Source organism: Ferrimonas lipolytica, assembly GCF_012295575.1.
Taxonomy (GTDB): Bacteria; Pseudomonadota; Gammaproteobacteria; order Enterobacterales; family Shewanellaceae; genus Ferrimonas; species Ferrimonas lipolytica.
The window spans coordinates 2,367,817-2,389,517 of the sequence record NZ_CP051180.1; the positions used below are offsets into that span (position 1 = coordinate 2,367,817).

Annotated in this window: 23 protein-coding genes; all 23 read right to left on the minus strand. The window is 51.1% G+C overall.

Annotation, left to right across the window (positions count from 1 at the left end; all coding sequences use genetic code 11):
• Nucleotides 1-724 precede the first annotated feature (724 nt).
• The 23 genes from HER31_RS10845 to HER31_RS18750 all read right to left on the minus strand — a co-directional run bounded on the left by HER31_RS10845 (nucleotide 725) and on the right by HER31_RS18750 (nucleotide 21,664).
• Nucleotides 725-1,891: a nucleotide sugar dehydrogenase gene (locus HER31_RS10845; protein WP_168660592.1), complete on the minus strand. Its 1,167-nt coding sequence runs from the start codon at nucleotides 1,889-1,891 to the stop codon at nucleotides 725-727.
• Nucleotides 1,892-1,987: 96 nt separating this feature from the next.
• Complete coding sequence (locus HER31_RS10850; RefSeq protein WP_238786811.1) at nucleotides 1,988-2,401, minus strand: DUF2802 domain-containing protein; 414 nt, start codon at nucleotides 2,399-2,401, stop codon at nucleotides 1,988-1,990.
• Nucleotides 2,398-2,889 (minus strand): chemotaxis protein CheW, encoded by a 492-nt coding sequence (locus tag HER31_RS10855; protein ID WP_168660594.1) that lies wholly within the window; start codon nucleotides 2,887-2,889, stop codon nucleotides 2,398-2,400. The genes HER31_RS10850 and HER31_RS10855 overlap by 4 nt, the downstream gene beginning before the upstream one ends.
• 3 nt (nucleotides 2,890-2,892) lie before the next feature.
• On the minus strand, nucleotides 2,893-3,744 hold the full coding sequence (locus HER31_RS10860) for a chemotaxis protein CheW (protein ID WP_168660595.1): 852 nt from the start codon (nucleotides 3,742-3,744) through the stop codon (nucleotides 2,893-2,895).
• Complete coding sequence (locus HER31_RS10865) at nucleotides 3,716-4,519, minus strand: ParA family protein (protein ID WP_168660596.1); 804 nt, start codon at nucleotides 4,517-4,519, stop codon at nucleotides 3,716-3,718. Before HER31_RS10865 ends, HER31_RS10860 begins: the two co-directional genes overlap by 29 nt.
• 2 nt (nucleotides 4,520-4,521) lie before the next feature.
• Nucleotides 4,522-4,869 (minus strand): hypothetical protein, encoded by a 348-nt coding sequence (locus tag HER31_RS10870; RefSeq protein ID WP_168660597.1) that lies wholly within the window; start codon nucleotides 4,867-4,869, stop codon nucleotides 4,522-4,524.
• On the minus strand, nucleotides 4,850-5,992 hold the full coding sequence (locus HER31_RS10875) for a protein-glutamate methylesterase/protein-glutamine glutaminase (protein WP_168660598.1): 1,143 nt from the start codon (nucleotides 5,990-5,992) through the stop codon (nucleotides 4,850-4,852). Before HER31_RS10875 ends, HER31_RS10870 begins: the two co-directional genes overlap by 20 nt.
• Nucleotides 5,993-6,021: 29 nt before the next feature.
• Nucleotides 6,022-8,340, minus strand: a complete 2,319-nt coding sequence (locus tag HER31_RS10880; protein WP_168660599.1) for a chemotaxis protein CheA — start codon at nucleotides 8,338-8,340, stop codon at nucleotides 6,022-6,024.
• 10 nt (nucleotides 8,341-8,350) lie between these two features.
• Nucleotides 8,351-9,076: a protein phosphatase CheZ gene (locus HER31_RS10885; RefSeq protein ID WP_168660600.1), complete on the minus strand. Its 726-nt coding sequence runs from the start codon at nucleotides 9,074-9,076 to the stop codon at nucleotides 8,351-8,353.
• A gap of 16 nt (nucleotides 9,077-9,092) precedes the next feature.
• Nucleotides 9,093-9,476 carry a chemotaxis response regulator CheY gene (gene cheY / locus HER31_RS10890; RefSeq protein WP_168660601.1) on the minus strand — a complete coding sequence of 128 codons (384 nt, stop codon included), beginning with the start codon at nucleotides 9,474-9,476 and terminating at the stop codon, nucleotides 9,093-9,095.
• 66 nt (nucleotides 9,477-9,542) lie between these two features.
• Complete coding sequence (locus HER31_RS10895; protein WP_168660602.1) at nucleotides 9,543-10,265, minus strand: RNA polymerase sigma factor FliA; 723 nt, start codon at nucleotides 10,263-10,265, stop codon at nucleotides 9,543-9,545.
• On the minus strand, nucleotides 10,258-11,154 hold the full coding sequence (locus HER31_RS10900; protein WP_168660603.1) for a MinD/ParA family protein: 897 nt from the start codon (nucleotides 11,152-11,154) through the stop codon (nucleotides 10,258-10,260). Before HER31_RS10900 ends, HER31_RS10895 begins: the two co-directional genes overlap by 8 nt.
• Nucleotides 11,147-12,562, minus strand: coding sequence for a flagellar biosynthesis GTPase FlhF (gene flhF, locus HER31_RS10905; protein ID WP_168660604.1), 1,416 nt, complete (start codon nucleotides 12,560-12,562; stop codon nucleotides 11,147-11,149). Before flhF ends, HER31_RS10900 begins: the two co-directional genes overlap by 8 nt.
• Before the next feature lie 21 nt (nucleotides 12,563-12,583).
• Nucleotides 12,584-14,689 (minus strand): flagellar biosynthesis protein FlhA, encoded by a 2,106-nt coding sequence (gene flhA / locus HER31_RS10910; protein ID WP_168660605.1) that lies wholly within the window; start codon nucleotides 14,687-14,689, stop codon nucleotides 12,584-12,586.
• Between the two features lie 122 nt (nucleotides 14,690-14,811).
• Complete coding sequence (gene flhB / locus HER31_RS10915; protein ID WP_168660606.1) at nucleotides 14,812-15,948, minus strand: flagellar biosynthesis protein FlhB; 1,137 nt, start codon at nucleotides 15,946-15,948, stop codon at nucleotides 14,812-14,814.
• 7 nt (nucleotides 15,949-15,955) lie between these two features.
• Nucleotides 15,956-16,741, minus strand: a complete 786-nt coding sequence (gene fliR / locus HER31_RS10920) for a flagellar biosynthetic protein FliR (protein WP_168660607.1) — start codon at nucleotides 16,739-16,741, stop codon at nucleotides 15,956-15,958.
• Nucleotides 16,741-17,010 carry a flagellar biosynthesis protein FliQ gene (gene fliQ / locus HER31_RS10925; protein ID WP_168660608.1) on the minus strand — a complete coding sequence of 90 codons (270 nt, stop codon included), beginning with the start codon at nucleotides 17,008-17,010 and terminating at the stop codon, nucleotides 16,741-16,743. The genes fliR and fliQ overlap by 1 nt, the downstream gene beginning before the upstream one ends.
• Entirely contained in the window at nucleotides 17,007-17,744 is a 738-nt protein-coding gene (gene fliP / locus HER31_RS10930; RefSeq protein WP_168663289.1) for a flagellar type III secretion system pore protein FliP, read from the minus strand. Before fliP ends, fliQ begins: the two co-directional genes overlap by 4 nt.
• Nucleotides 17,745-17,757: 13 nt before the next feature.
• The gene (fliO, locus tag HER31_RS10935) at nucleotides 17,758-18,129 is read right to left on the minus strand and encodes a flagellar biosynthetic protein FliO (protein ID WP_168660609.1); all 372 of its coding nucleotides are present in this window, start codon (nucleotides 18,127-18,129) and stop codon (nucleotides 17,758-17,760) included.
• Nucleotides 18,126-18,509, minus strand: coding sequence for a flagellar motor switch protein FliN (gene fliN / locus HER31_RS10940; RefSeq protein WP_168660610.1), 384 nt, complete (start codon nucleotides 18,507-18,509; stop codon nucleotides 18,126-18,128). The genes fliO and fliN overlap by 4 nt, the downstream gene beginning before the upstream one ends.
• Nucleotides 18,510-18,532: 23 nt before the next feature.
• The gene (gene fliM / locus HER31_RS10945; protein WP_168660611.1) at nucleotides 18,533-19,582 is read right to left on the minus strand and encodes a flagellar motor switch protein FliM; all 1,050 of its coding nucleotides are present in this window, start codon (nucleotides 19,580-19,582) and stop codon (nucleotides 18,533-18,535) included.
• 8 nt (nucleotides 19,583-19,590) lie between these two features.
• Nucleotides 19,591-20,103, minus strand: a complete 513-nt coding sequence (locus HER31_RS10950; RefSeq protein WP_168660612.1) for a flagellar basal body-associated protein FliL — start codon at nucleotides 20,101-20,103, stop codon at nucleotides 19,591-19,593.
• 49 nt (nucleotides 20,104-20,152) lie between these two features.
• Complete coding sequence (locus HER31_RS18750; protein WP_202983553.1) at nucleotides 20,153-21,664, minus strand: flagellar hook-length control protein FliK; 1,512 nt, start codon at nucleotides 21,662-21,664, stop codon at nucleotides 20,153-20,155.
• Nucleotides 21,665-21,701: the final 37 nt, after the last annotated feature.

The window sequence follows — 21,701 nt, forward strand, 5'->3', positions numbered from 1 at the left end:
CCGCCCCTACGAGTAGGGGCACTCGTGAGTGGCCTTAGGCAACGGCAGGTGTTGCCGCTGCATTAACGGTCAGACATGTCCGCCCCTACGGGTAGGGGCACTCGTGAGTGACCTTAGCTAATGGCAAATGTTACCGCTGCATTAACGGTCGGACACGTCCGCCCCTACGGGTAGGGGCACTCGAGAGTGACCTTAGCTAACGGCAGGTGTTACCGCTACATTAACGGTCGGACGCGTCCGCCCCTACGGGTAGGGGCACTCGAGAGTGACCTTAGCTAATGGCAAATGTTACCGCTGCATTATCGGTCGGACAGGTCCGCCCCTACGGGTAGGGGCACTCGAGAGTGACCTTAGCTAATGGCAAATGTTACCGCTGCATTATCGGTCGGACAGGTCCGCCCCTACGAGTAGGGGCACTCGTGAGTGACCTTAGCTAACGGCAGGTGTTACCGCTGCATTAACGGTCTGACACGTCCGCCCCTACGAGTAGGGGCACTCGTGAATGACCTTAGCTAACGGCAGGTGTTACCGCTACATTAACGGTCGGACAGGTCCGCCCCTACGGGTAGGGGCACTCATGAGTGACCGTAGCTAATGGCAGATGTTGCCACTACATTATTGGTCGGACACGTCCGCCCCTACGAGTAGGGGCACTCGTGAGTGACCGTAGCTAATGGCAGGTGTTGCCGCTAAATTAACGGTCGGACTCGTCCGCCCCTACGGGTTAATCGCTGCCAAACAGGTCGCGGGTGTAAACCTTTGCAGCAACGTCTTTGATATCATCGGTAAGACGATTGGCCACAATCACATCAGATACTTTCTTAAACTCTTCCAGATCGTTAATAACGCGAGAGTTAAAGAATTCTGCATCTTGCAGCACCGGTTCAAACACCACGACCTCAATACCTTTGGCCTTGATTCGTTTCATCACCCCTTGGATAGACGAAGCGCGGAAGTTATCTGAGCCAGCTTTCATGATCAGGCGGTGTACCCCAACCACTTTAGGCTTGCGGGCAATAATGGCATCCGCGATAAAGTCTTTACGGGTGCGGTTGGCATCAACAATGGCCGAAATGATGTTATTCGGTACATTTTCGTAGTTGGCACGCAGTTGCTTGGTGTCTTTTGGTAAGCAATAACCACCGTAACCAAAGCTTGGGTTGTTGTAGTGGTTGCCAATACGTGGGTCGAGGCCAACGCCTTCAATGATCTGGCGCGCATTTAAGCCATGGGCTTCAGCGTAGCTATCAAGCTCATTAAAATAAGCTACCCGCAGCGCTAAAAAGGTATTGGAGAACAACTTAACCGCTTCTGCCTCAGTCGAGTCGGTAAACAGCACCTCAATCTCTTCTTTTACAGCACCTTCAACCAGTAAATTAGCGAATACTTCAGCTCGCTCAGAACGCTCACCAACAATAATACGTGATGGATAGAGGTTGTCGTACAACGCTTTGCCTTCACGCAGAAACTCTGGCGAGAAGATCAGGTTGTCGCAGTTAAAGCGAGCCTTAGCTTCAGCGGTGTAACCCACAGGTACAGTAGATTTAATTATCATCACTGCATCTGGGTTGATCGCCATAACGTCTTTTATTACCGCTTCAACCGAATTGGTGTTGAAGTAGTTAGTTTGCGGATCGTAATCGGTAGGGGTAGCAATTACCACGTAGTCGGCATCAGCATACGCTTGTTGCTTATCTAAGGTAGCAGTGAAGTTGAGGGCTTTATTAGCCAAAAAATCTTCAATTTCTGCATCAACAATTGGCGATTTTTTGTTGTTTAACAGCTCAACTTTTTCCGCCACAATATCGATTGCAACAACTTGATGTTGCTGCGACAACAGCATGGCATTGGATAGGCCTACATAGCCCGTGCCGGCGATGGCAATTTTCATATCAATCCTAAACGCTTTGATAACTAGAAGCAGAACAAAAAGGTAGCAGAAAAACCGCTACCTTTTATTACAATATTGAATTGCATTAATTTTGGATTACTGGCCGCGCCGATGCAAGGTTACCAGCAGTTGAGCTTCCGCTTTCGGGAGCTCGCACTCCTTCATAATCTCTTCAACGTCAGCCCCAAGCTCTACCATCTTCATGCCACGGTTATACAGCTTGGCATCGGGGTCAGTCTGTATTACTTCGTCTTGGCGAGCTTGCAGGTGCGATTGCAACTGCTCCAACTCCTTCACTCGCTTGCCAACCCCAAGTGCGCCATTGCGCACTTCAGCCAACTCACGTTGTAATGCTTCGTTATTGGTTTCGGCCGCTTTTAATAGCAGTTTCACCGCTTCGACTTTACGGTCTACTTGGGTCATGCATTTACGAACCCAAAACACCAAGCTGGCACAGACGATGGCCATCACCACCGCCGCCACGAGTGCTATTGCTAATAGGTCATTCACAAAGTCGCCATCTCCGTCCATTCGTCATTGCTCAGCAACTTCTCCAGATCCACCAAGATCAACAAACGGTCGTCACGATGTGATACCCCTTGAATAAACTTGGCGCTCTCTTCATTACCGACGTTAGGCGCGGTATCGATCTCGGAGCTGTTGAGGTAAACCACCTCTGCCACCGAATCGACTTGAATCCCCACAACCTGATCTTCCGCTTCAATAATGACGATACGGGTATTGTCGGTGATCTCTCCAGGCATCAAACCAAACCGAGCCCGAGTATCGATAACCGTAACCACGTTACCACGGAGGTTGATGATACCCAGAACGTACGACGGAGCGCCTGGTACCGGTGCAATGTCTGAATAACGGAGCACCTCACGCACCTGCATTACATTGATGCCATAAGTTTCTTGTTCCAGTTGGAAGGTAACCCACTGCACCACTTCGTCGTTCTTATCGTTATTTGTTGCAATCTGTTGTTGCATGCTCATCAGCTATGACTCCTTAAATTGGCTATCTAAGCCTGCGTCTAACAGGCCAATCAGCTCGGGTACATCCAGCACCACGCACATCTTTTCTTTGACAATGCCAGCGAGGTAACGGCGTTTATCGCCCACCTTGCGCCAATTGACTTCGGCTTTGGTTAGCGGCTCAGCGTTCACCAGCGATTCACACGCTAATGTCCAGCGGCTGCTACCTAATTGCACCAAATATTGGTATTTCAAATTAGGTGCAAGTTGTTGATAGCGCTCTGGCATTAGCCATCGGCAACTATCAACCACGTAATAGGGTTGTTGTTTCTCGGTTTGTAAGCCAATCAGCCACTTGGATTGGCCTGGCAGTTGTCGCCATTCGCCGCAGCGTTTAATGCCACCGAGTAACTGCAGCGGCACCGCTACCGTTAAATTTGCCACGGTAAAATAGAGGCACTGAAACTCATCATCGAGCTCATCCTGCCACGTCACCTGATGTGACAGGTTTCTGGCGCTAGCGTGTTGCCCTGCTACGATCGTTTTAACTGGCTCTGGCTCTGGCTCTGGCTCTGGCTCTGGCTCTGGCTCTGGCTCTGGCTCTGGCTCTGGCTCTGGCTCTGGCTCTGGCTCTGGCTCTGGCTCTGGCTCTGGCTCTGGCTCTGGCTCTGGCTCTGGCTCTGCAGACAATAATGACTGCTGCTGAGCCAGTGCAAGCAATTGCGCCACACTGTTTTGATGCAGTTGAGGCGGCTCCACAACCTCGACCGATAACGGTTGGTCACTGCTATCTGCGGCAACCTCTGCTTGAGGTAGCGGATCAGCAAGCAACACATCAAAGTAATCATCAACCGCTTGCTGGGCGATGTTTGCCATCGTTCTGACCTCGTTCTAATAAGCCTTCAAGCAGTTCATTATATGCATTGATGCCACGACTGCGGCCGGCAAATTGTGGGCCGGGCAAGTGCGCTAAACTGGCGTCTCGCAAGCGGGTATCGACTGGGATCACCGAATGCCACAACCGCTCTGGGTAACTACGAGCTAACTCAGATAGCGCCAGTAATGATGCCTTGGTACGGCGATCAAACATGGTAGGCACAATGGTGTAGGGTGGAATCGCTTTGCCTGATTTTCCCATTCGCTCAAGGGTGCCAACCATCCGCCCTAATCCTTTCAGCGCTAGGTATTCTGTTTGTACTGGCACAATCACATGCTGACAGCAGGCTAAGGCATTGATCATCAACACTCCAAGCACCGGCGGGCAATCAATAATAATGGCGTCATAACGGCATTTTAGTGACTCAATCACTCGGCTAAGTACAAAGCCCATGCCGGGCTTGTTACCAAGGCTACGATCCAGAGTAGCCAGTGCAGAAGAGGCTGGCATAAGGTGCAGCCGTTCTACCTTCGTTGGCACAATGACCGATTGGCACAGTTTGGTAGAGATCGCTTGGTGATGATAAAAAAGATCATACAGTGAGCGCGGCAACTCCTCTGGATCTAGGCCGAGGTAATAGCCGAGGGACCCCTGCGGATCGGTGTCGATCATCAACACTCGCTTGCCTTGTTGCACCAGTAAACCAGCCAAGCTCACCACTGTGGTGGTTTTACCTACCCCACCCTTTTGGTTTACTACCGTCCACACTTGCATGGTTATTGTGGTGCCACTATCTGAATACCACCGTCAACCTGTTGCATCACCGCCAAGCCTTGCTCGGTGCGTTCAATCTGGACAGGGTTGCCATGCAAGCGAAGCTGCGTTAGCTGATGCTGTAACACCTGCTTTTGCGCCAACAATGATTCTGCCTTAGCCACCAGCTGCCGTTGCTGCTGTTGTTGTTGTTCGAGCTGTTGCGACAGACTACTGTTGTGCTGCTGCAACTCTTGCGCATACAGATGCTTATCTACCGCCCATACCATGGTTAGTAAGGTCACTATGCTCAAGCCAGCCGTTAGCAACGGCAGCCATTGGGTCGTCCAATTAGTGTGTGTGGCTTTCACGCAAAATACTCCCAGACATTTTATCCAGTGGTATCGAATGGCTCGAAATACCAGCGGCAGAGACCGCCTGCGGCATCCCATAAACCACACAGCTAGCCGCGTCTTGCGCCCAGATGGTGGCGCCATGGCGCTGCAGCAACCGACAGCCTTCACGGCCATCAGCCCCCATGCCAGTTAAGATCACCGCCAGCACGTCGCCGCCAAAGATGCGGCTGCTGCTGCCGAAGGTAATATCAACCGATGGTTTGTAGTTGATTTGTTCATCCCCTTCGCGGATAACAATACGCGTCGCAGCCGCATTGCCTTCCAGCAACATCTGCTTGCCGCCGGGCGCTAAGTAAGCGTGCCCAGGCCGTAACCTGTCACCAGTCTCGGCTTCTTTAACGCTAATTTGACACAACCCATCCAACCGGCGGGCAAAGGCTGGAGTAAAGGCCGCAGGCATATGCTGCACTAATAAAATGGGTAACGGATAGTTCGCCGGCAACTGCGTTAAGATCTTTTGTAGTGCCACGGGCCCACCGGTAGAGGTGCCAATAAGCAGCGCCTTATAGCGCTTGCCGCTGGCGCGTCCAGGTAGATTCACTTTACCGCATTCGGGAGTGTCGCTAACGCCTGCATGAGCTCTGGAGGCTGATATTGCTGCAGTTGTGTTTACCCGAGTCGTTGTTTGCACGCCAGCAGTAGTGCTAGCCCCAGTTCTAATCGCTACGTTAGGAGCTAGCCGGCGCTTACACAGCGACTTAACTCGTTGCTGCAGCAGATGTGCAGCCTGCTGATGATCGTTGGCTATCTCTTCAAACCGTTTCGGGAGAAAGTCCGCCGCGCCAGCCTCAAGTGCATCTAAGGTGGCTCGCGCCCCTTGGTAGGTTAACGATGAAAACATCAATACTGGTGTCGGGAGCTCGGCGTTAATCAACCGCACAGCCGTGATCCCATCCATAATCGGCATCTCAATGTCCATGGTGATGACATCGGGCCGATGAGTGCGTACCTTCTCTATCGCGTCACGGCCATTGGTGGCAGTGGCGATAACCTCAAGCTGGGGATCTTTATTCAAAATCTCCGCCACGCGGCGGCGGAAGAAACTTGAATCATCCACCACTAATACCTTTATCGCCATCCTGTTACTCAATCCTTGTTAACTTACGCTTAGCGTCGCCGAGCGTAATGTTTCAACATGCCCGGTACATCTAAGATCAGCGCAATGCCGCCGTTAGAAGTAATGGTCGAGCCAGCCATCCCTGGTACGTTTTGTAACATTGTGCCTAGTGGCTTAATCACCACTTCTTCTTGTCCTATTAACGCATCCACCACAAAGCCGACTAAAGTCGTACCAATGTGCACAATCACCACATGGCCATTGCCGATACGTTCTTCTCGGCCTGGGCCTTTACACAACCACTTATCCAAATAGAACAGCGGTATCGCTCGCTCGCGCACGGTAATAGAGAGTTGCCCATCCACCACGTTGGTGTTAGCCAGTTCCATATGGAAGATCTCTGAAACGCAAGACAGTGGTAACGCGAACACCTGCTCAGAAACCCGTACCATCAGCGTTGGCATAATCGCCAACGTCAACGGTACCTTAATCTCAACCAAGGTGCCGATACCGGGGGCCGAGTCCACTTCAACCGAGCCATTTAGCTGGGTAATGCGAGTTTTCACCACATCCATGCCAACACCACGGCCAGAAATATCGCTAATCTCTTGTTTGGTCGAGAAACCAGGGGCAAAGATAAGGTTATAGGCGTCTTTATCGGACATCCGATTAGCAGCATCGGTATCCAGCACACCGCGGTCGATGGCAATCTGCTTCAGCTTGTTGGCATTCATACCGCCGCCATCATCGCGAATGCACAGCAGGATATGATCTCCCTCCTGCGCCGCAGACAGCAAAATGGTGCCTTGGCGTGTCTTACCTGCGGCCTCACGCTCATTAGGCATCTCGATGCCGTGATCAATCGAGTTACGCACCAAGTGCACCAACGGATCCGCCAGTGCTTCCACTAGGTTCTTATCCAGATCGGTCTCTTCACCTTCCAGCTCTAACACAATCTCTTTCTTTAGCGAGCGCGCTAAATCGCGCACCACTCGAGGGAAACGGCCAAACACCTTTTTAATTGGCTGCATACGGGTTTTCATCACCCCGCCTTGCAGATCGCCGGTAACCATGTCCAAGCTGGCAAGTGCCTTGGACATCTCTTCGTCATCACGTTCAACCCCTAGGGTTAGCAAGCGATTTCGCACCAGCACCAACTCGCCGACCATATTCATGATCTCATCAAGGCGAGCGGTATCAACCCGAACGGTGGTTTCAGCTTGGGGCATATTAGACGCGGGCTTCTTGGCGGCAGGAGCCACTTTGGTGGTTGTTATAGGGCTTGCTGCAGCAATTTTTTCAGCGGTTGACGCCGCACTGGCTAACGACGCAGAAACGCCTTGCTCAGGCTTAGGCGATGGCATTGCTGACGCTTGTGGCGTCGTTACCTTTGGCACTGATGGTGTCTCTGGTGTTGGCGCATCGTCAGCCCCGTGAAGGTTATCCAACAACTGCTCAAACTCATCGTCGTCAATTAGCTCACTGCTTGGGGAATCGGCATTGCCACTAATATCAGGGTCGACGCTGAATTGCCCTTTACCGTGCAACTCATCGAGCAGTGACTCAAACTCATCATCACTGATATCGTCGCTTGACGTAGCCCCCGTTTCCTCGGTTGCTACGGTACCAAACTGATCTTTGCCATGCAGTTCATCGAGCAATGACTCGAACTCATCTGCCTTGATATCAATATCGCTATTAGCAGTAATTGTGGTTGCGTTAGAATCGGGCGCTTGGAATTGACCTTTACCGTGCAGACTATCAAGCAACGATTCAAATTCGTCGTCGCTGATGTCATCGTTATCACTTTGACTGTCTCCACCTAGGGCACTGAGCATATGCTGATATTCTTCGCTATTGAGGCTATCAATATCGCTGCCGTTAGATGCCGTTGGTGGCTCAGGTGACGTTGGTATTTGCTCGTTCTCAATCGCTGTAGCTATCATGGCTTCAGGGGTAGCAGGTGTCGCACCAATGGGCTCGCCCGCGGCGATACGGGCCATTAAACCGACAAGCTCTTGGTTTGCTAAGTTCGGCTCCTGCCCACTTTGAATGCAAATAAACATATCGTTTACTTCATCCAACGCCTGCAACACCACATCCATCAGTTCAGAGCTTACCGCTAACTGGCCGTTACGTAACAAATCAAACAAGTTTTCGGCACCGTGGCAGGTATCCACCATTGGGTTCAGGCTTAAAAAGCCTGCCCCCCCCTTCACGGTGTGAAAGCCACGAAAAATCGCATTAAGCAGATCCTTGTCAGTGGGGTTTTGCTCCAACTCCACTAACTGTGCTTGCAACTGTTCGATGATCTCTCCGGCTTCTACCAGAAAGTCTTGTAAAATTTCATCATCAAAGTCGAGCGCCATTGAAAACTCCCTAGAAGCCTAAGCTAGACAAAAGATCGTCGACTTCATCTTGGCCACTGACCACATCAACTCGATTTGTTGTCGAGACAATAGGCCCTTCAGCTTTAACCAAATCCTGTTGCTGTTCAGCTGGCTCTGGCTCGCCAAACACCGTTAACAGATCAACCAAACTCAACTCCACCTCTCGGACCAAATCGATCACTTTGCGGATAACTTGGCCGGTTAGATCTTGGAAGTCTTGCGCCAGCAACACCTGGTTTAATAACTCTTTCAACCGCTCCACATCATTATTGGAATCAGTCAATAGGGTTTCGACATCGTGGCACAGGGTCTTAAATTGATTTAGCTCTAATTCACGCCGCATCAGCTGTTCAAACCGAGGCTTAACCTGAGCCACTTTGGTTTGCATCGCTTGTGCCAATGGCAAACTTTCTTCTACCGCGTCCATTGTGCGGTTGGCCGCTTGTTCGGTCATTCCGATAACGTAATTCAGGCGTTCTTTCGCATCTGGGATATCGTGATTTGCCAATTCGGAAATACGATCATCCAGAGCAAAATCGGCCATTGAATTGTGCAGTTGGCGCGTCAATTTACCCACTTCATCAAACAGTTGTTGATTGAGTGGTTGGCTGATCTGACGACAATGTTGGTTAGCACCTTCAATGTCGTTTTGCTCTAATAGCAGCACCAATGCACGTGCATCATCTAGCGAAACAAGCGGTTGTTGTTCTGTCATGACAGACATCCTTGTATTAATTCAATCGCTCAAATACTTTTGCTAACTTTTCTTTCAAGGTGGCGGCGGTAAATGGTTTAACGATATAACCATTAACACCGGCTTGAGCAGCAGTGATGATCTGCTCGCGTTTGGCTTCGGCAGTCACCATCAATACTGGTAAGTGCTTCAGATTGTTATCGGCACGGATTGCACGCAACAGGTCAATCCCTTGCATACCTGGCATGTTCCAATCGGTTACCACAAAATCGAAGTCACCGTTTTGTAGCATTGGCAGTGCGGTTGAACCATCATCAGCTTCTTGGGTGTTATTAAAACCAAGATCTCGTAGCAAATTTTTGATGATCCGTCTCATTGTTGAAAAATCGTCAACAATGAGAATCTTCATATTCTTATCCAAAGTCCCCTCCAGGCGAGGCAAATCAATAAAATTGTGAAAAGTCAGTACACCGCAGTGCGCTGATAGTTAAATGGCTGGTTGAGTCCAGTCCTTTAGTTTTGATTTCAGCCGCACCATTGCTTGGCTGTGGATCTGACTGACCCGAGACTCACTTACGCTCAGTACGTGACCGATCTCTTTTAAGTTAAGTTCTTCGTCATAATAAAGTGATAACACTAACGCTTCGCGCTCTGGCATGGTCTTAATCGCTGCAACCAGAGCCTCTTTAAATCTTATATCAGCAACATTAGAAAAATTATCAACAGCATCGTCGTTCGGACCGATAACGTCCATTGGCGTGCCTAGATCTTCGATCCCGATCACCTTACCGCAGCTCACATCACGCACAATGTCGTGATAGTCCGGTAATGACATATTTAGATGCTGCGCAATCTCTACGTCACTTGGGTCTCGACCCAGTGCAGTTTCCAACTCTGAGATGGCATCATTAACCATACGGCCGTTGCGATGGACTGAACGCGGCGTCCAATCGCCACGACGAATCTCATCCAACATCGCCCCACGAATACGAATACCGGCAAAGGTTTCGAAGCTGGCACCTTTGGTGGCATCAAAGTTACCTGATGCCTCCAATAAACCGAGCATGCCCGCTTGCAGCAAGTCGTCTAACTGCACACTGGCTGGTAAACGCGCCAGCAGGTGATGTCCAATGCGCTTAACCAGTGGAGCATAACGGGTAACAATGACGGTTTTATTGTCTACTTGACCGTATCCAGCAAGCTTATTCACCGACTACCTCCGCATACATGTCATTGCGAACTAAGCGTTCAACAAAAAACTCAAGATGGCCGCTAGGCTCCTGCTTGATAGGCCACGATTTGACCTTATTGGCCAAGCCTTGATAAGCGATGGCAGCAGGGCTGCGCGGATAGGCTTCCACCACTACTTTTTGCTGCCGCACTGCCTTTCGCACGCTCTCATCAAACGGCACCGTAGCCACGAGTTCCAGGGCAACGTCGAGGAAACGGTCAGTCACCTTCGATAGCTTGGCAAACAGCTCTTTGCCTTCGCGTAGGTTGCGCACCATGTTGGCGACGATACGGAAGCGGAACACCCCATGCTCCCGCGACAACAGCTTAATCAAGGCATAGGCATCGGTGATGGAGGTCGGCTCATCACATACCACCACCACCACTTCCTGGGCAGCACGAGAGAAGCTCAGCACCATATCGGAGATCCCAGCAGCGGTATCAACAATCATGCAATCGAAGCTGCTTTCTAACTCGGAGAACGATTGGATCAAGGCGGCATGCTGGGCTTGGGTCAACTCGACCATACCCCGAGTTCCGGAAGCCGCCGGCACGATTTTGATGCCGTGCGGTCCTTCAATCAGTACCTCTTCCAAGCTGCATTCGCCAGACAGTACATGGGATAGGTTCTTGCGAGCCCGCACCCCAAGTAATACATCAACGTTGGCTAGGCCAAGGTCCGCATCCAGCACCAACACGCGCTCGCCTTGGGCTGCCATTGCGGTGGCAGTGTTGATGGATACGTTAGTTTTACCCACGCCCCCTTTGCCACCAGTCACCGCGATCACACGGGTCATCTGTTCCTGCTCCTGCTTCTGCGCCATCTTCCTTAGCCCACTCGCTTGATCATTCAAAAACCACTCAGTCATACATCCCCACTGCATTGTGCTGTTGAGATGGAGACAGGGGCACTGCTGCAACGTCTTCATCAGCTAAAGCGCGATTGGCCAAATAATGTGGATCCGCCGCGCGCAGATCTTCCGGAACTCGTTGTCCGTCGGTTAGATAAGAAACCGCTAAATTGTTTTGCAGTAACACGCTTAACACATCACCAATGTTATGGGCTTCGTCCAGCTTGGTAATGATACTGCCGGCCAAATCGATGCGGCGAAAACGTTCAACCGTTTCCTGAAGCACCTGATATTGCGCTGTCGACGACACCACCAAGTAGGGTTTGATCGGGATCCGCGATGAGCCGGTTAGCTGCTCTAGTTGCTGTACTAAGCGGATATCTCGCTGCCCCATGCCGGCGGTATCAACCAGCACCATGCGACGACTGCGGAGGCGATATAACACCTGCTCCAGCTCTTCCACCGTTGCAGCTCGCAATACTGGGCAGCCCATAATCTTACCGAAGGTAGTTAGCTGCTCTTGCGCGCCAATGCGGTAGTTGTCGGTGGTGACCAAGGCCACTTGGTCAACCCCAAATCGGGCCGCATAACGAGCGGCCAACTTAGCAATGGTGGTGGTTTTACCTACACCAGTTGGGCCAACCAAGGCGATAACACCGCCTTCATCCCACAAATTTTCACTGTCGCACTGCAATTGGTTAGCAACCACACTTGGCAACTGAGCTAACACCTCGTGGAGTTCTCCATCTTGTGGCAATAACTCAGCAAAGTGGGCCGCAACCTCACGGTGGAAGCCCAAGTCTCGAAGTTGCTCTTTGACCATGCTGCGGACAGGCTCAGTGCGGGCGGAATCTTGCTCCATCAAGTTCGACATCTGATGCTGCAACAACTGTCGAATCGATGACATCTCCTCCCGCATTGCAGTGATTTCTGCACTGGCAGAGGCCGCACGTGGTTTGCCGTTTCGAGATGTTACCGGGCTTGGCTTAGCTGCCGCTTTTACTGGCTTCGGTTGCTCCGGTTCAAACGCACGTTGAGCCCATTGTGGTAACGCCTGTTCTTGCTTGCTCAGTACCGACTGGGCCTGCTTTTGTTGGCGCCGCTGCTGCTGCCGCTCTAACAACGCTCGCAGACCATCGTTATCGGCATTGGGAGCAGAAGGTTTAGGGCCATTTGCCACTTGGCGACGACCGGATAGGCTCACTCGGTCTTCACCAATAGGACGCGCGCTATCGACCGCCGGTGTTTTCTCCGCTTGCGGGCTAGGAAGATTTGCCGGTGGAGCATCAAAGTCAACAGCAGCGACAATCTCAACGCCTCCGGTAACTTTCTTATTGGACATGATCACCGCTTCAGCACCGAGGACATCCTTCACCTCAGCTAATGCAGTCCGCATGTCTTTCGCGAAAAAGCGCTTTATTTTCACCTTATCTCTCCGAAACTAGGCCTATTGGCCTACCGATTGGACGATCTTAATCTGTTTGTCATCCGGGACCTCTTGGTAAGAGAGCACCCGCAATGCTGGGATGGTGTGCTTAACAAAGCGCGACAATGTTGTCCGCAATAAGCCAGAGGTTAATAACACCGCCGGTTCGCCTACCATCTCCTGTTTCTGAGCCGCTTCTCGAAGCGACTTTTGTAATCTTTCTGCTAGTCCAGGTTCTAAGCCGCCATTCTCGCCATTACTGGCTTGCAAAGACTGGTGCAGGATCTGTTCCAACTCTGGCGCCAAAGTAATAACGGGGATTTCATGCTCTGGGCCGTTGATCTCTTGGATAATTAGCCGTTTCATCGCGATCCGCGCTGCTGCCGTCAAGACGTCAGGATCTTGACTCTTAGGCCCGTACTCCACCAAGGTTTGCACCAACGTGCGGGTATCCCGAATTGGCACTCCTTCGTTAAGCAGGTTTTGCATCACCTTAACGATGATCCCCAGCGACAACACATCAGGCACCAGTCCCTCAACCAGTTTTGGAGTTTGCTTAGCCAAAATATCCAGTAGCTGCTGTGCTTCTTCGTAACCCAATAGTTGCGAGGCGTTGTTGCTTAACAGTTGCGATAAATGAGTAGCCACCACAGTGGAAGCATCCACCACGGTATAACCCAGTGTCTGCGCATAATCTCGTTGATTGGTGTTGATCCACACCGCTTCGAGCCCAAAGGCGGGATCGATGGTTGGTTGCCCTTCCAACTGGCCGAAAACTTGGCCTGGATTGATGGCCAGCTCGCCGTCGTGACGGATGTCAGCTTCACCCACCACAACTCCCATCAGACTGATGCGGTAGGTACTTGGGCCTAAATCGAGATTGTCACGAATGTGTACCGGCGGGATAAGGAAGCCGAACTCTTGCGACAGCTTCTTGCGCACCCCCTTAATCCGCGACAGCAGTTCGCCGTCTTGGCCTTTATCTACCAATGGGATTAACCGGTATCCTACCTCTAGGCCAATGATATCGACATGATTGACATCATCCCACACCAGCTCTTTCGGCTCCTTATTCATCACCTCAGTGCTGCTGCCACCATTGGCGTTAGTAACTGCTTGTTGCTGTTGCTCTTGTTGTTGACGCTTGTGACTCCACCAACTTAAAGCGGCAATCATCAACCCAAGTGAAAGAAATGCGATATGCGGCATGCCTGGAACTAGGCCCATTACGATCATCACACCAGCACAAATGGCCACCACTCGCGGGTTGGACAGCATCTGCCGCGACACCTCTTCACCCATCTTTTGCGATTCATTTTGACGGGTAATGATGATTGCAGCACCAATCGACAGCAGTAGCCCGGGGATCTGCGCCACCAAACCGTCACCAATAGTCAGTAGCGTGTAGATCTCAATCGCTTCACCGAATGGCAAACCATACTGAGCCATACCAATGATAAATCCGCCAATGATGTTGAGCGCGAGGATCATCAAACCAGCAATAGCATCGCCTTTGACAAACTTCGACGCACCATCCATCGATCCGTAGAAGTCCGCTTCACGGGCAACATCGGCACGGCGTTCACGGGCTTGTTCTTGGTTGATTAAACCGGAGTTTAGATCGGCGTCGATCGCCATCTGTTTGCCTGGCATCGCATCCAACGTAAAGCGGGCGCTCACTTCGGAGATCCGCCCTGCACCTTTAGTTACCACCACAAAGTTAATGATAACCAAGATTAAAAACACGACTAAACCAACGGCGTAGTTACCGCCAATCACCACCGAGCCAAAGGCTTCAATCACCTTACCGGCTGCGTCTGGGCCTTCGTGACCATGCAACAACACCAGTCGAGTCGAGGCCACGTTCAATGCCAAACGGAGTAAGGTGGCGACCAACAACACAGTAGGGAAGGCAGAAAAATCAAGCGGACGCAGGGTGTATACCGCCACCAGCAACACTACCAGCGAGAGGGCAATATTGAAGGTAAACAGCATATCCAGCAAAAACGCTGGCATCGGCAACGTCACCATCGCCAACGCGGCGAGAACAACCAGCGGAGTCGCGAGGCTTTGCAGGTGGTTTACTCGGTGCTGATAAAGCGAACCAAATATGGCTTTGAGATTCATAAACTGTCGTTGAATTGACGCATGGCCTGCTTTTGCAATAATTAGGCCACATGGCAACAAGTCTGTTATATATCAGCAACGCCTGCGCAAATATTATGCAGATGGCACGTTCAGCAAGATAATTAGCTTGGATCGATCTTCAATTCATCTGGAATCGGCAGTTCAGTTGGTAACGCTATCGGGCGACGACCACGCCCAGTCCGAAACTGTTTCAGCTGGAAAACATAAGCCAAGATCTGTGCCACCGCAGTAAACAACCCTTCCGGAATAGGCTTATCGAGATCGGTTGAATGGTAGATGGCTCGAGCAAGTGCCGGCGAAGAGATAACTGGGATCTCATATTCCCGCGCTATTTCACGGATCTTCAACGCAATTTCGTCGTTGCCTTTAGCAACCATCAACGGCGCGGCATTAACGGTGCGGTCGTACTTAATTGCCACCGAGTAGTGAGTTGGGTTAACGACTACCACGTCGGCCTTGGGCACTTCCGCCATCATCCGTCGTTGTGCCATCTCACGTTGCAATTGGCGAATACGTCCCTTTACCTCTGGCTTACCTTCGCTCTGTTTGTATTCATCCTTGATCTCCTGCTTGCTCATCTTCAATTGTTTATTGTGATTCCAGATTTGATAAGGCGCATCAATAATGACTATCAACAACAGCGAGCAGCACAGCAAAACAAATAGGCTCAATAACAATTCAAGTGCACTGCGAATAGCGCCTTCGGAGTTACCGCTAGAAAGTTTGAGAATGTCGTCAAAGTTGGCCGCAAGTAACAAGTAGGCGGTGGTGGCAATCACCAGAAATTTGGCTATCGACTTAACCAATTCAACCAAAGCCTGAACCCCAAACATCCGCTTAATGCCTTTGAGTGGGCTCATTTTATTGGCCTTCGGCGCGGCAGCACTCCAGCTAAAACTGAAACCACCTAAACCGATATTGCCAACAAAACCTGCGATGGTTAGGGCAATGATAAAACCGAGTACCGGCTCGGCGATATTGGCCAGCACACCGAAAAACATCTGGCCAAACTCAATGCCATCAAAGGCTTCTGCGCGGGACAGCTCAAACTGATTCTTGGCCACTTCCAGTATGGCGGTAGCAATGCCCTCCCCCATCGACATCATTGCTAAGGCGGCAGCAACCAACACGGCAGCGGTACCTAACTCTTTAGAGCGCGGGACTTGGCCTTTATTTTTGGCCTCCTCCCGCCTCTTGGGCGTCGCGTCTTCTGTCTTTTCCTGATCGTCAGCTGCCATGACTTACCTAAGGGATATCGCAGGTCAGTTGTAGTAAATCACAGATCACCTCTTGGCCTTGCTGCCAAGTCGCATAAAAGTGCGGCACGATGCCGCTCAGCGTCAGCCATAAAATAATCAGGCCTGACAACATGGTGACTGGGAAACCGATAGAGAAAATGTTGAGCTGTGGTGCCGCTCGGGTCATTACCCCGAAGGAAAAGTTAATCAACAGCAGGGCTGTCGCGGCAGAGAGTGAGATAGTCAATGCGTTGGCAAAGGTGAGTGCGACGAACTCTGATAGGCGCGGCAAACTGGTCCGCAGCAGTGGTTCGCCAATGGGCAATGTTTCAAAACTGACGAACAGCATCTTGATCATCAACAGGTGGCCGTCGACGCCAAAGAACATCAAGGTTGCCAACATCAAATAGAATTGGCCTACCAATGGCACCTGTTGGCCGTTGCTGGGGTCAACCATTGAGGCAAAACCAAGCGAGGTTTGCATACCGATAATCTGCCCTGCCAACACGAAAGTCGACATCACCAACACGCTAACAAATCCAACGACGAGGCCGATCAACACTTGTTGGGCGCCAACCAAAAATCCTTGCGGTGAGAACAACTCAATTGCCGGTGGGGTTGGCAATACCGGTGCCATCACTGCGGTGATAACCATTGCTAAGCCAAGCCGAATCGGTGTTGGTACCGTGCCACCGCCGATGGTGGTCATCACCATCAACATCGACGCCACTCGAAACAGCGGCCACAGGACCGAACGAAGCCAGTCGTAGATCACCGGCAGCGGCAACTCCATTAGCCAATCACCTGGGGGATCATATCCACAAGGTTAAAGAAAAAGTCCATCAACACCTGTACCACCCAGTGACCGATTATCATCATGGTAGTGAGGGTAACCAGCAAACGTGGCAGAAACGATAGGGTTTGTTCGTTGATCGAAGTGGCGGCTTGGAATACTGCCACCACTAAACCAATCAATAGGCCAGGCACGATAATCGCCGCAACCAGCATCACAATCACTTGCAACGCTTCGCGGAAGATCTCGACAAAGGCTTCAGGAGTCATCCGGTGCCCAACCCAAAGCTGACGGCTAGTGTTCCCATTACTAGGTTCCAGCCATCCACCAGTACAAACAGCATGATCTTAAATGGCAACGATACAATCATCGGCGACAGCATCATCATACCCATCGCCATCAGTACTGAAGCGACCACTAAGTCGATGACCAGAAACGGTACGAACAGCATGAAGCCGATCTGAAAGGCTGTTTTTAGCTCTGAAGTGACAAATGAGGGGATGATCACCGTCATCGGCAGATCTTCAACCGAATCGACGTCGACGTTGCCACTGATCTCAGCAAAGGTATTGAGATCGGTCATCCGTGTTTGCGACAACATAAAGGTTCTGATTGGCAACTTGGCATTTTCAAACGCCTCCATAGCACCTATCTCTTCAGCCATATAGGGCACTAGCGCATTGTCATAAACCTCATCCAGCACTGGCCGCATGATAAACAGACTCATAAATAGCGCTAAGCCTAACAACACCTGATTGGATGGCGTTGATTGTAAGCCTAAAGCTTGACGCAGAATCGCTAACACCACGATGATGCGAGTAAAGCTACTCATCAGCACCACCATCGCTGGCAAGAACGACATCACCGTCATCAGCATCAAGATCTGCAGGGTAACGGTGTACTCTTGCTGCCCTTGTTCGCCAGTTATCACCGACAGCGCCGGGATACCGACTTCAGCGCTGGCAAATGAAGGAAACAGCACCGCAGTAACCGCGATGAGCATTGCGATAGGCACGTCAGCTCTCCTGCTTATTCTTAAACTTATCCAACAAGGCACCAAATTGCGGTAACTCGGCGACGGGTAATGGCTCTTCTAAGGTAGTAAGCAAACGAGTTCCGGCTGCGCCGCTACTGAGCAGATGCTGTTGTTCACCAACCTGAACCACCAACAAGCGCTCTTTCGGGCCAAGCGGCAGCGTTGCCACCACCTTCATCGGCCCGTTACCGGCCACAGGTAACTGCAATCGTTTACTTAGCCAAGCGAGCAACAGGATCAGCGCCACAATGCCAACCAAGCTCCCCAGCATAGTGAGGTACGATTCCTGAGCTGAAAAAGGTTCGGCGCTGGCTGGCATCGCCACCAAAAGTAACAACAGCAAACGACTCATTTTAACTTCTTAATTCGTTCGGTTTGGCTGATGACATCAGTTAAACGAATACCGAACTTATCGTTTACCACCACCACTTCGCCATGGGCGATTAACGTGCCATTAACCATCACATCCAATGGTTCACCTGCTACACGGTCCAATTCCACGACTGAGCCTTGATTTAGCTGGAGAAGGTTACGAATGCTGATCTGACTGCGGCCAACCTCCATCGAAATGGTGACTGGAATGTCCAAGATGGTATCGAGCTTGCGACGTTCATCGGCAGAGATGTCACCGGGTTGATCAAATGATTCCAGCGCCACCGGTTCTACCTGCTGTTCTAGCGCAGCGGCCCACTCATCGGCTAAATCATCTTGGCTATTGGGATCGTCTATCATCTTCTACCTTCTTACCTTGCTATCTATTGTTCGCTATCGGCGTCGACACTGACTTTCGTGCCCCGTCGAGTAACAGTATCGAGTTCGTTTTTATAAGATTTTGGTCGCGGGATCCGCTCAGCAATGCGGATGGCGACATTGTCGTTGCTGCGCCCCAGTTTGCCACGGAAGGTCGGCAGTTCTTCCACCTTAACCAACACATGCTCAGGCAGATCAATTGGGATAACATCCCCCACCTTAAGCTCCATAATCTCTCGTAATGAGAGATCCTTTTCGAGCATATTGGCTTCAATATTTACTGGGACATCCATCACTTCATCTTGCAGCGCTTTGGCCCAGCGCATATCAGTGTCTTGCTTATCGCTTTGCACACCAGCATCGAGGAGTTCGCGGATAGGCTCAATCATTGAGTACGGCATGGTAATGTGAAAATCACCACCGCCGCCATCCAGTTCGATATGGAAGCTCGACACCACCACAACTTCGGTTGGGCTTACTATGTTTGCCATCGCTGGGTTAACTTCGGAATCGAGATACTCAAAACCAACATCCATCACCGGAGACCAAGCTTCTTTGTAGTCCTCAAACACGGTTTTCAGCATCAACTGAATTATCCGTCGTTCGGTCGGGGTGAACTCTCGCCCTTCAATCTTCGCTTGGAAACGGCCATCGCCACCAAAGAAATTATCCACCAAAATAAACACTAGCCGTGCTTCCATGGTGATAAGGCCAGTACCTTTGAGGGGCCGGAAGCGAACCATATTGAGACTGGTCGGAACGAACAATGAATGCACGTATTCGCCGAACTTAACCATCTGGACGCCGTTAATCGACACTTCCGGGCTACGGCGCATCATATTAAATAAGCTGATCCGCAAATGGCGGGCAAAGCGTTCGTTAACCAACTCTAGGGTTGGCATGCGGCCACGAACAATACGGTCTTGTGAAGTAAAATCGTAACTTATGGTGTTAGGGTCGTCGTTGGGGACGCTGCTCTGGGGCGCTTCCTCTTCGACATCGTCCACTCCATGAAGGAGTGCGTCAATCTCGTCTTGGCTCAGAAGATCGGTCATCTGTTGCCCTATTGCATGACAAAGCCGGTGAACAACACCCGCTCGATATATGGACTGCCAGTAATTGCCGTCATTGCGGTCTGTACATTGAGAAGAGCACGGGTTCGAAGCTCCTCTTTGCCCTCACTGGAATTAATGGTGATGCCATTGGCACTGCTGAACGTAGTGAGTAGTGCATCTCTAAGGAACGGAAGGTGTTTGCGCACGACTACCTGATGTTCATCATTACGCACCTGTAGTTGCACCTTAATCTGCACCACATGTTCATTGCCGTTAATGGGCAAGTTAAACAAAAACGGCGCAGGTAAACTGACATACATCGAATTTCTTGGGCCTTCTGGCTCTGCCATCGCTGTCTCAGTTTGAGCTGGGCTACTGTCGTTGCTGTCTCCTGACAACAAAAAATAGGCAGCAATAGCACCGCCAATCAACACCAACAATCCAACGACCGCAGCGATAATAATGTTCTTTTTAGATTTTGCTTGTGGCTTGATTTCAAGCTCTAATGATTCTTCTGCCATCGGTTTACTTTATTGTTGTTGAATAAATACGGCTTGCGCGCCAAGCTAATCAAGCGAAGTAGTCTATGCCACCGCTGTCGGTACGGCCAGTAACAGTTACCATCTCAACGTCACTATCACTATTGTCGCTGCTAAAGCCAGCGCCATGGCCAGGTTGCTGTTGGCCACCATCATCCCCCGCCTGCTGCTGCGATACATCCGTTTGCCCAAGCTGCAAACCTTGCTCTTGCAACATTTCCCGTAAACGCGGTAGCGCTTGCTCAATCATATCCTTAGCTTGTCCCTGCTGAGTGACAATCTGCACATTAGCCTGATCGCCATTCATCTGAATACGCACCTGCAAAGCACCTAGCTCTGGTGGATCTAGCCTGATCTCGGCACTAAGTTTGTCGGTGTTAACCATCATCTGCAGTCGGTCCCGTAACTCCGGCACCATCCGCTCTGCATTAACCGGCTGTTTCATCACTTCAGCCTGCGCGTTAGCGGCCGTGGTGGCATTAGGAAGTGTTGCACCACGAGATTCCCCTCGGACACCAGTAAGCATATTAGGCTCGCTCTCGGTGCTGTGGCTGTTATCCATTGCCGCTTCGGTTGGCGCCGCCAGTGCCGACATCAGATTACTATTGAGTGGCTCTTTGGCCACGTTAACTGCATTCCCTGATAACTCAAGCTTGCCTTGGCTGAGAGGCTCTTTCATTGTCGTGGCACTGGGGTCTTCGCTGCTGCCAGCCTGAAGCTCTGTTGCAACGACAGCGGCTTGCTCCAAAGAGACACCATTTACTTGCCCCTTCAATGATTTATCGTTAATCAATGTTCCACTGTTAACAAGGATATTTGCCACCGCAGGCTTAGGGGCAATCTTATCAGCAGCAATACCGGTTTCGTTCATTGGCTGACCGGTGGCGATACTATTTGCCATTAATAAGTTGTCAGCTGGCTCGGTGTTAGGACTGACGGTAGCGGTAGCGGTAGCGGCAGCGGCAGCGGCAGCGGTAGCGGTAGCGGTAGCGGCAGCGGCAGCGGCAGCGGTAGCAGCAGTCGTAGTGGCAGTCGTAGTGGCAGTGGCAGTGGCAGTGGCAGTGAGATTGGAGCTTATCGCTTGGGCTGTATCTGCCAATAGCGGCTTGGACTCGATCATGCCCGATGCTGCGCTCTGGGCACCTTTAGGGGATAGCGCTGGTGCGAGTAACTCATCGTTACTGGCGTTGCTCCCCATCGGGTTGTCGCTAACCTTTGCTGCAGCACCGTTAGCCTCGGTAGGCACTTGGTTTCCGTCAGCTGATAATGCAGCGAAATAGCTATCGAGTTGGCTCAACAGATCGGTTGAGTCGGCATCAACAACAATATCGTCGTTAACGGCAAGTTTTTGCCCCTGCGGCAACAACTCATCAATCCCTTCCATTTCCAAACCCAGCTGCGGTTTGCCGGTCTCAGCATCATCGGCTAGCTCAGCAAATAGCTCAGAGAAATCGCTGTCGCTCCCCATATCGAGAGAGCCTGTCGCACTAGCCAGCTCTGAGCTTGGCGCAAACAATGTGATCGGATTAGCGATATTAGCCATAGCATCAATATTCCATTAGCGATGGGGCGTCATAAAA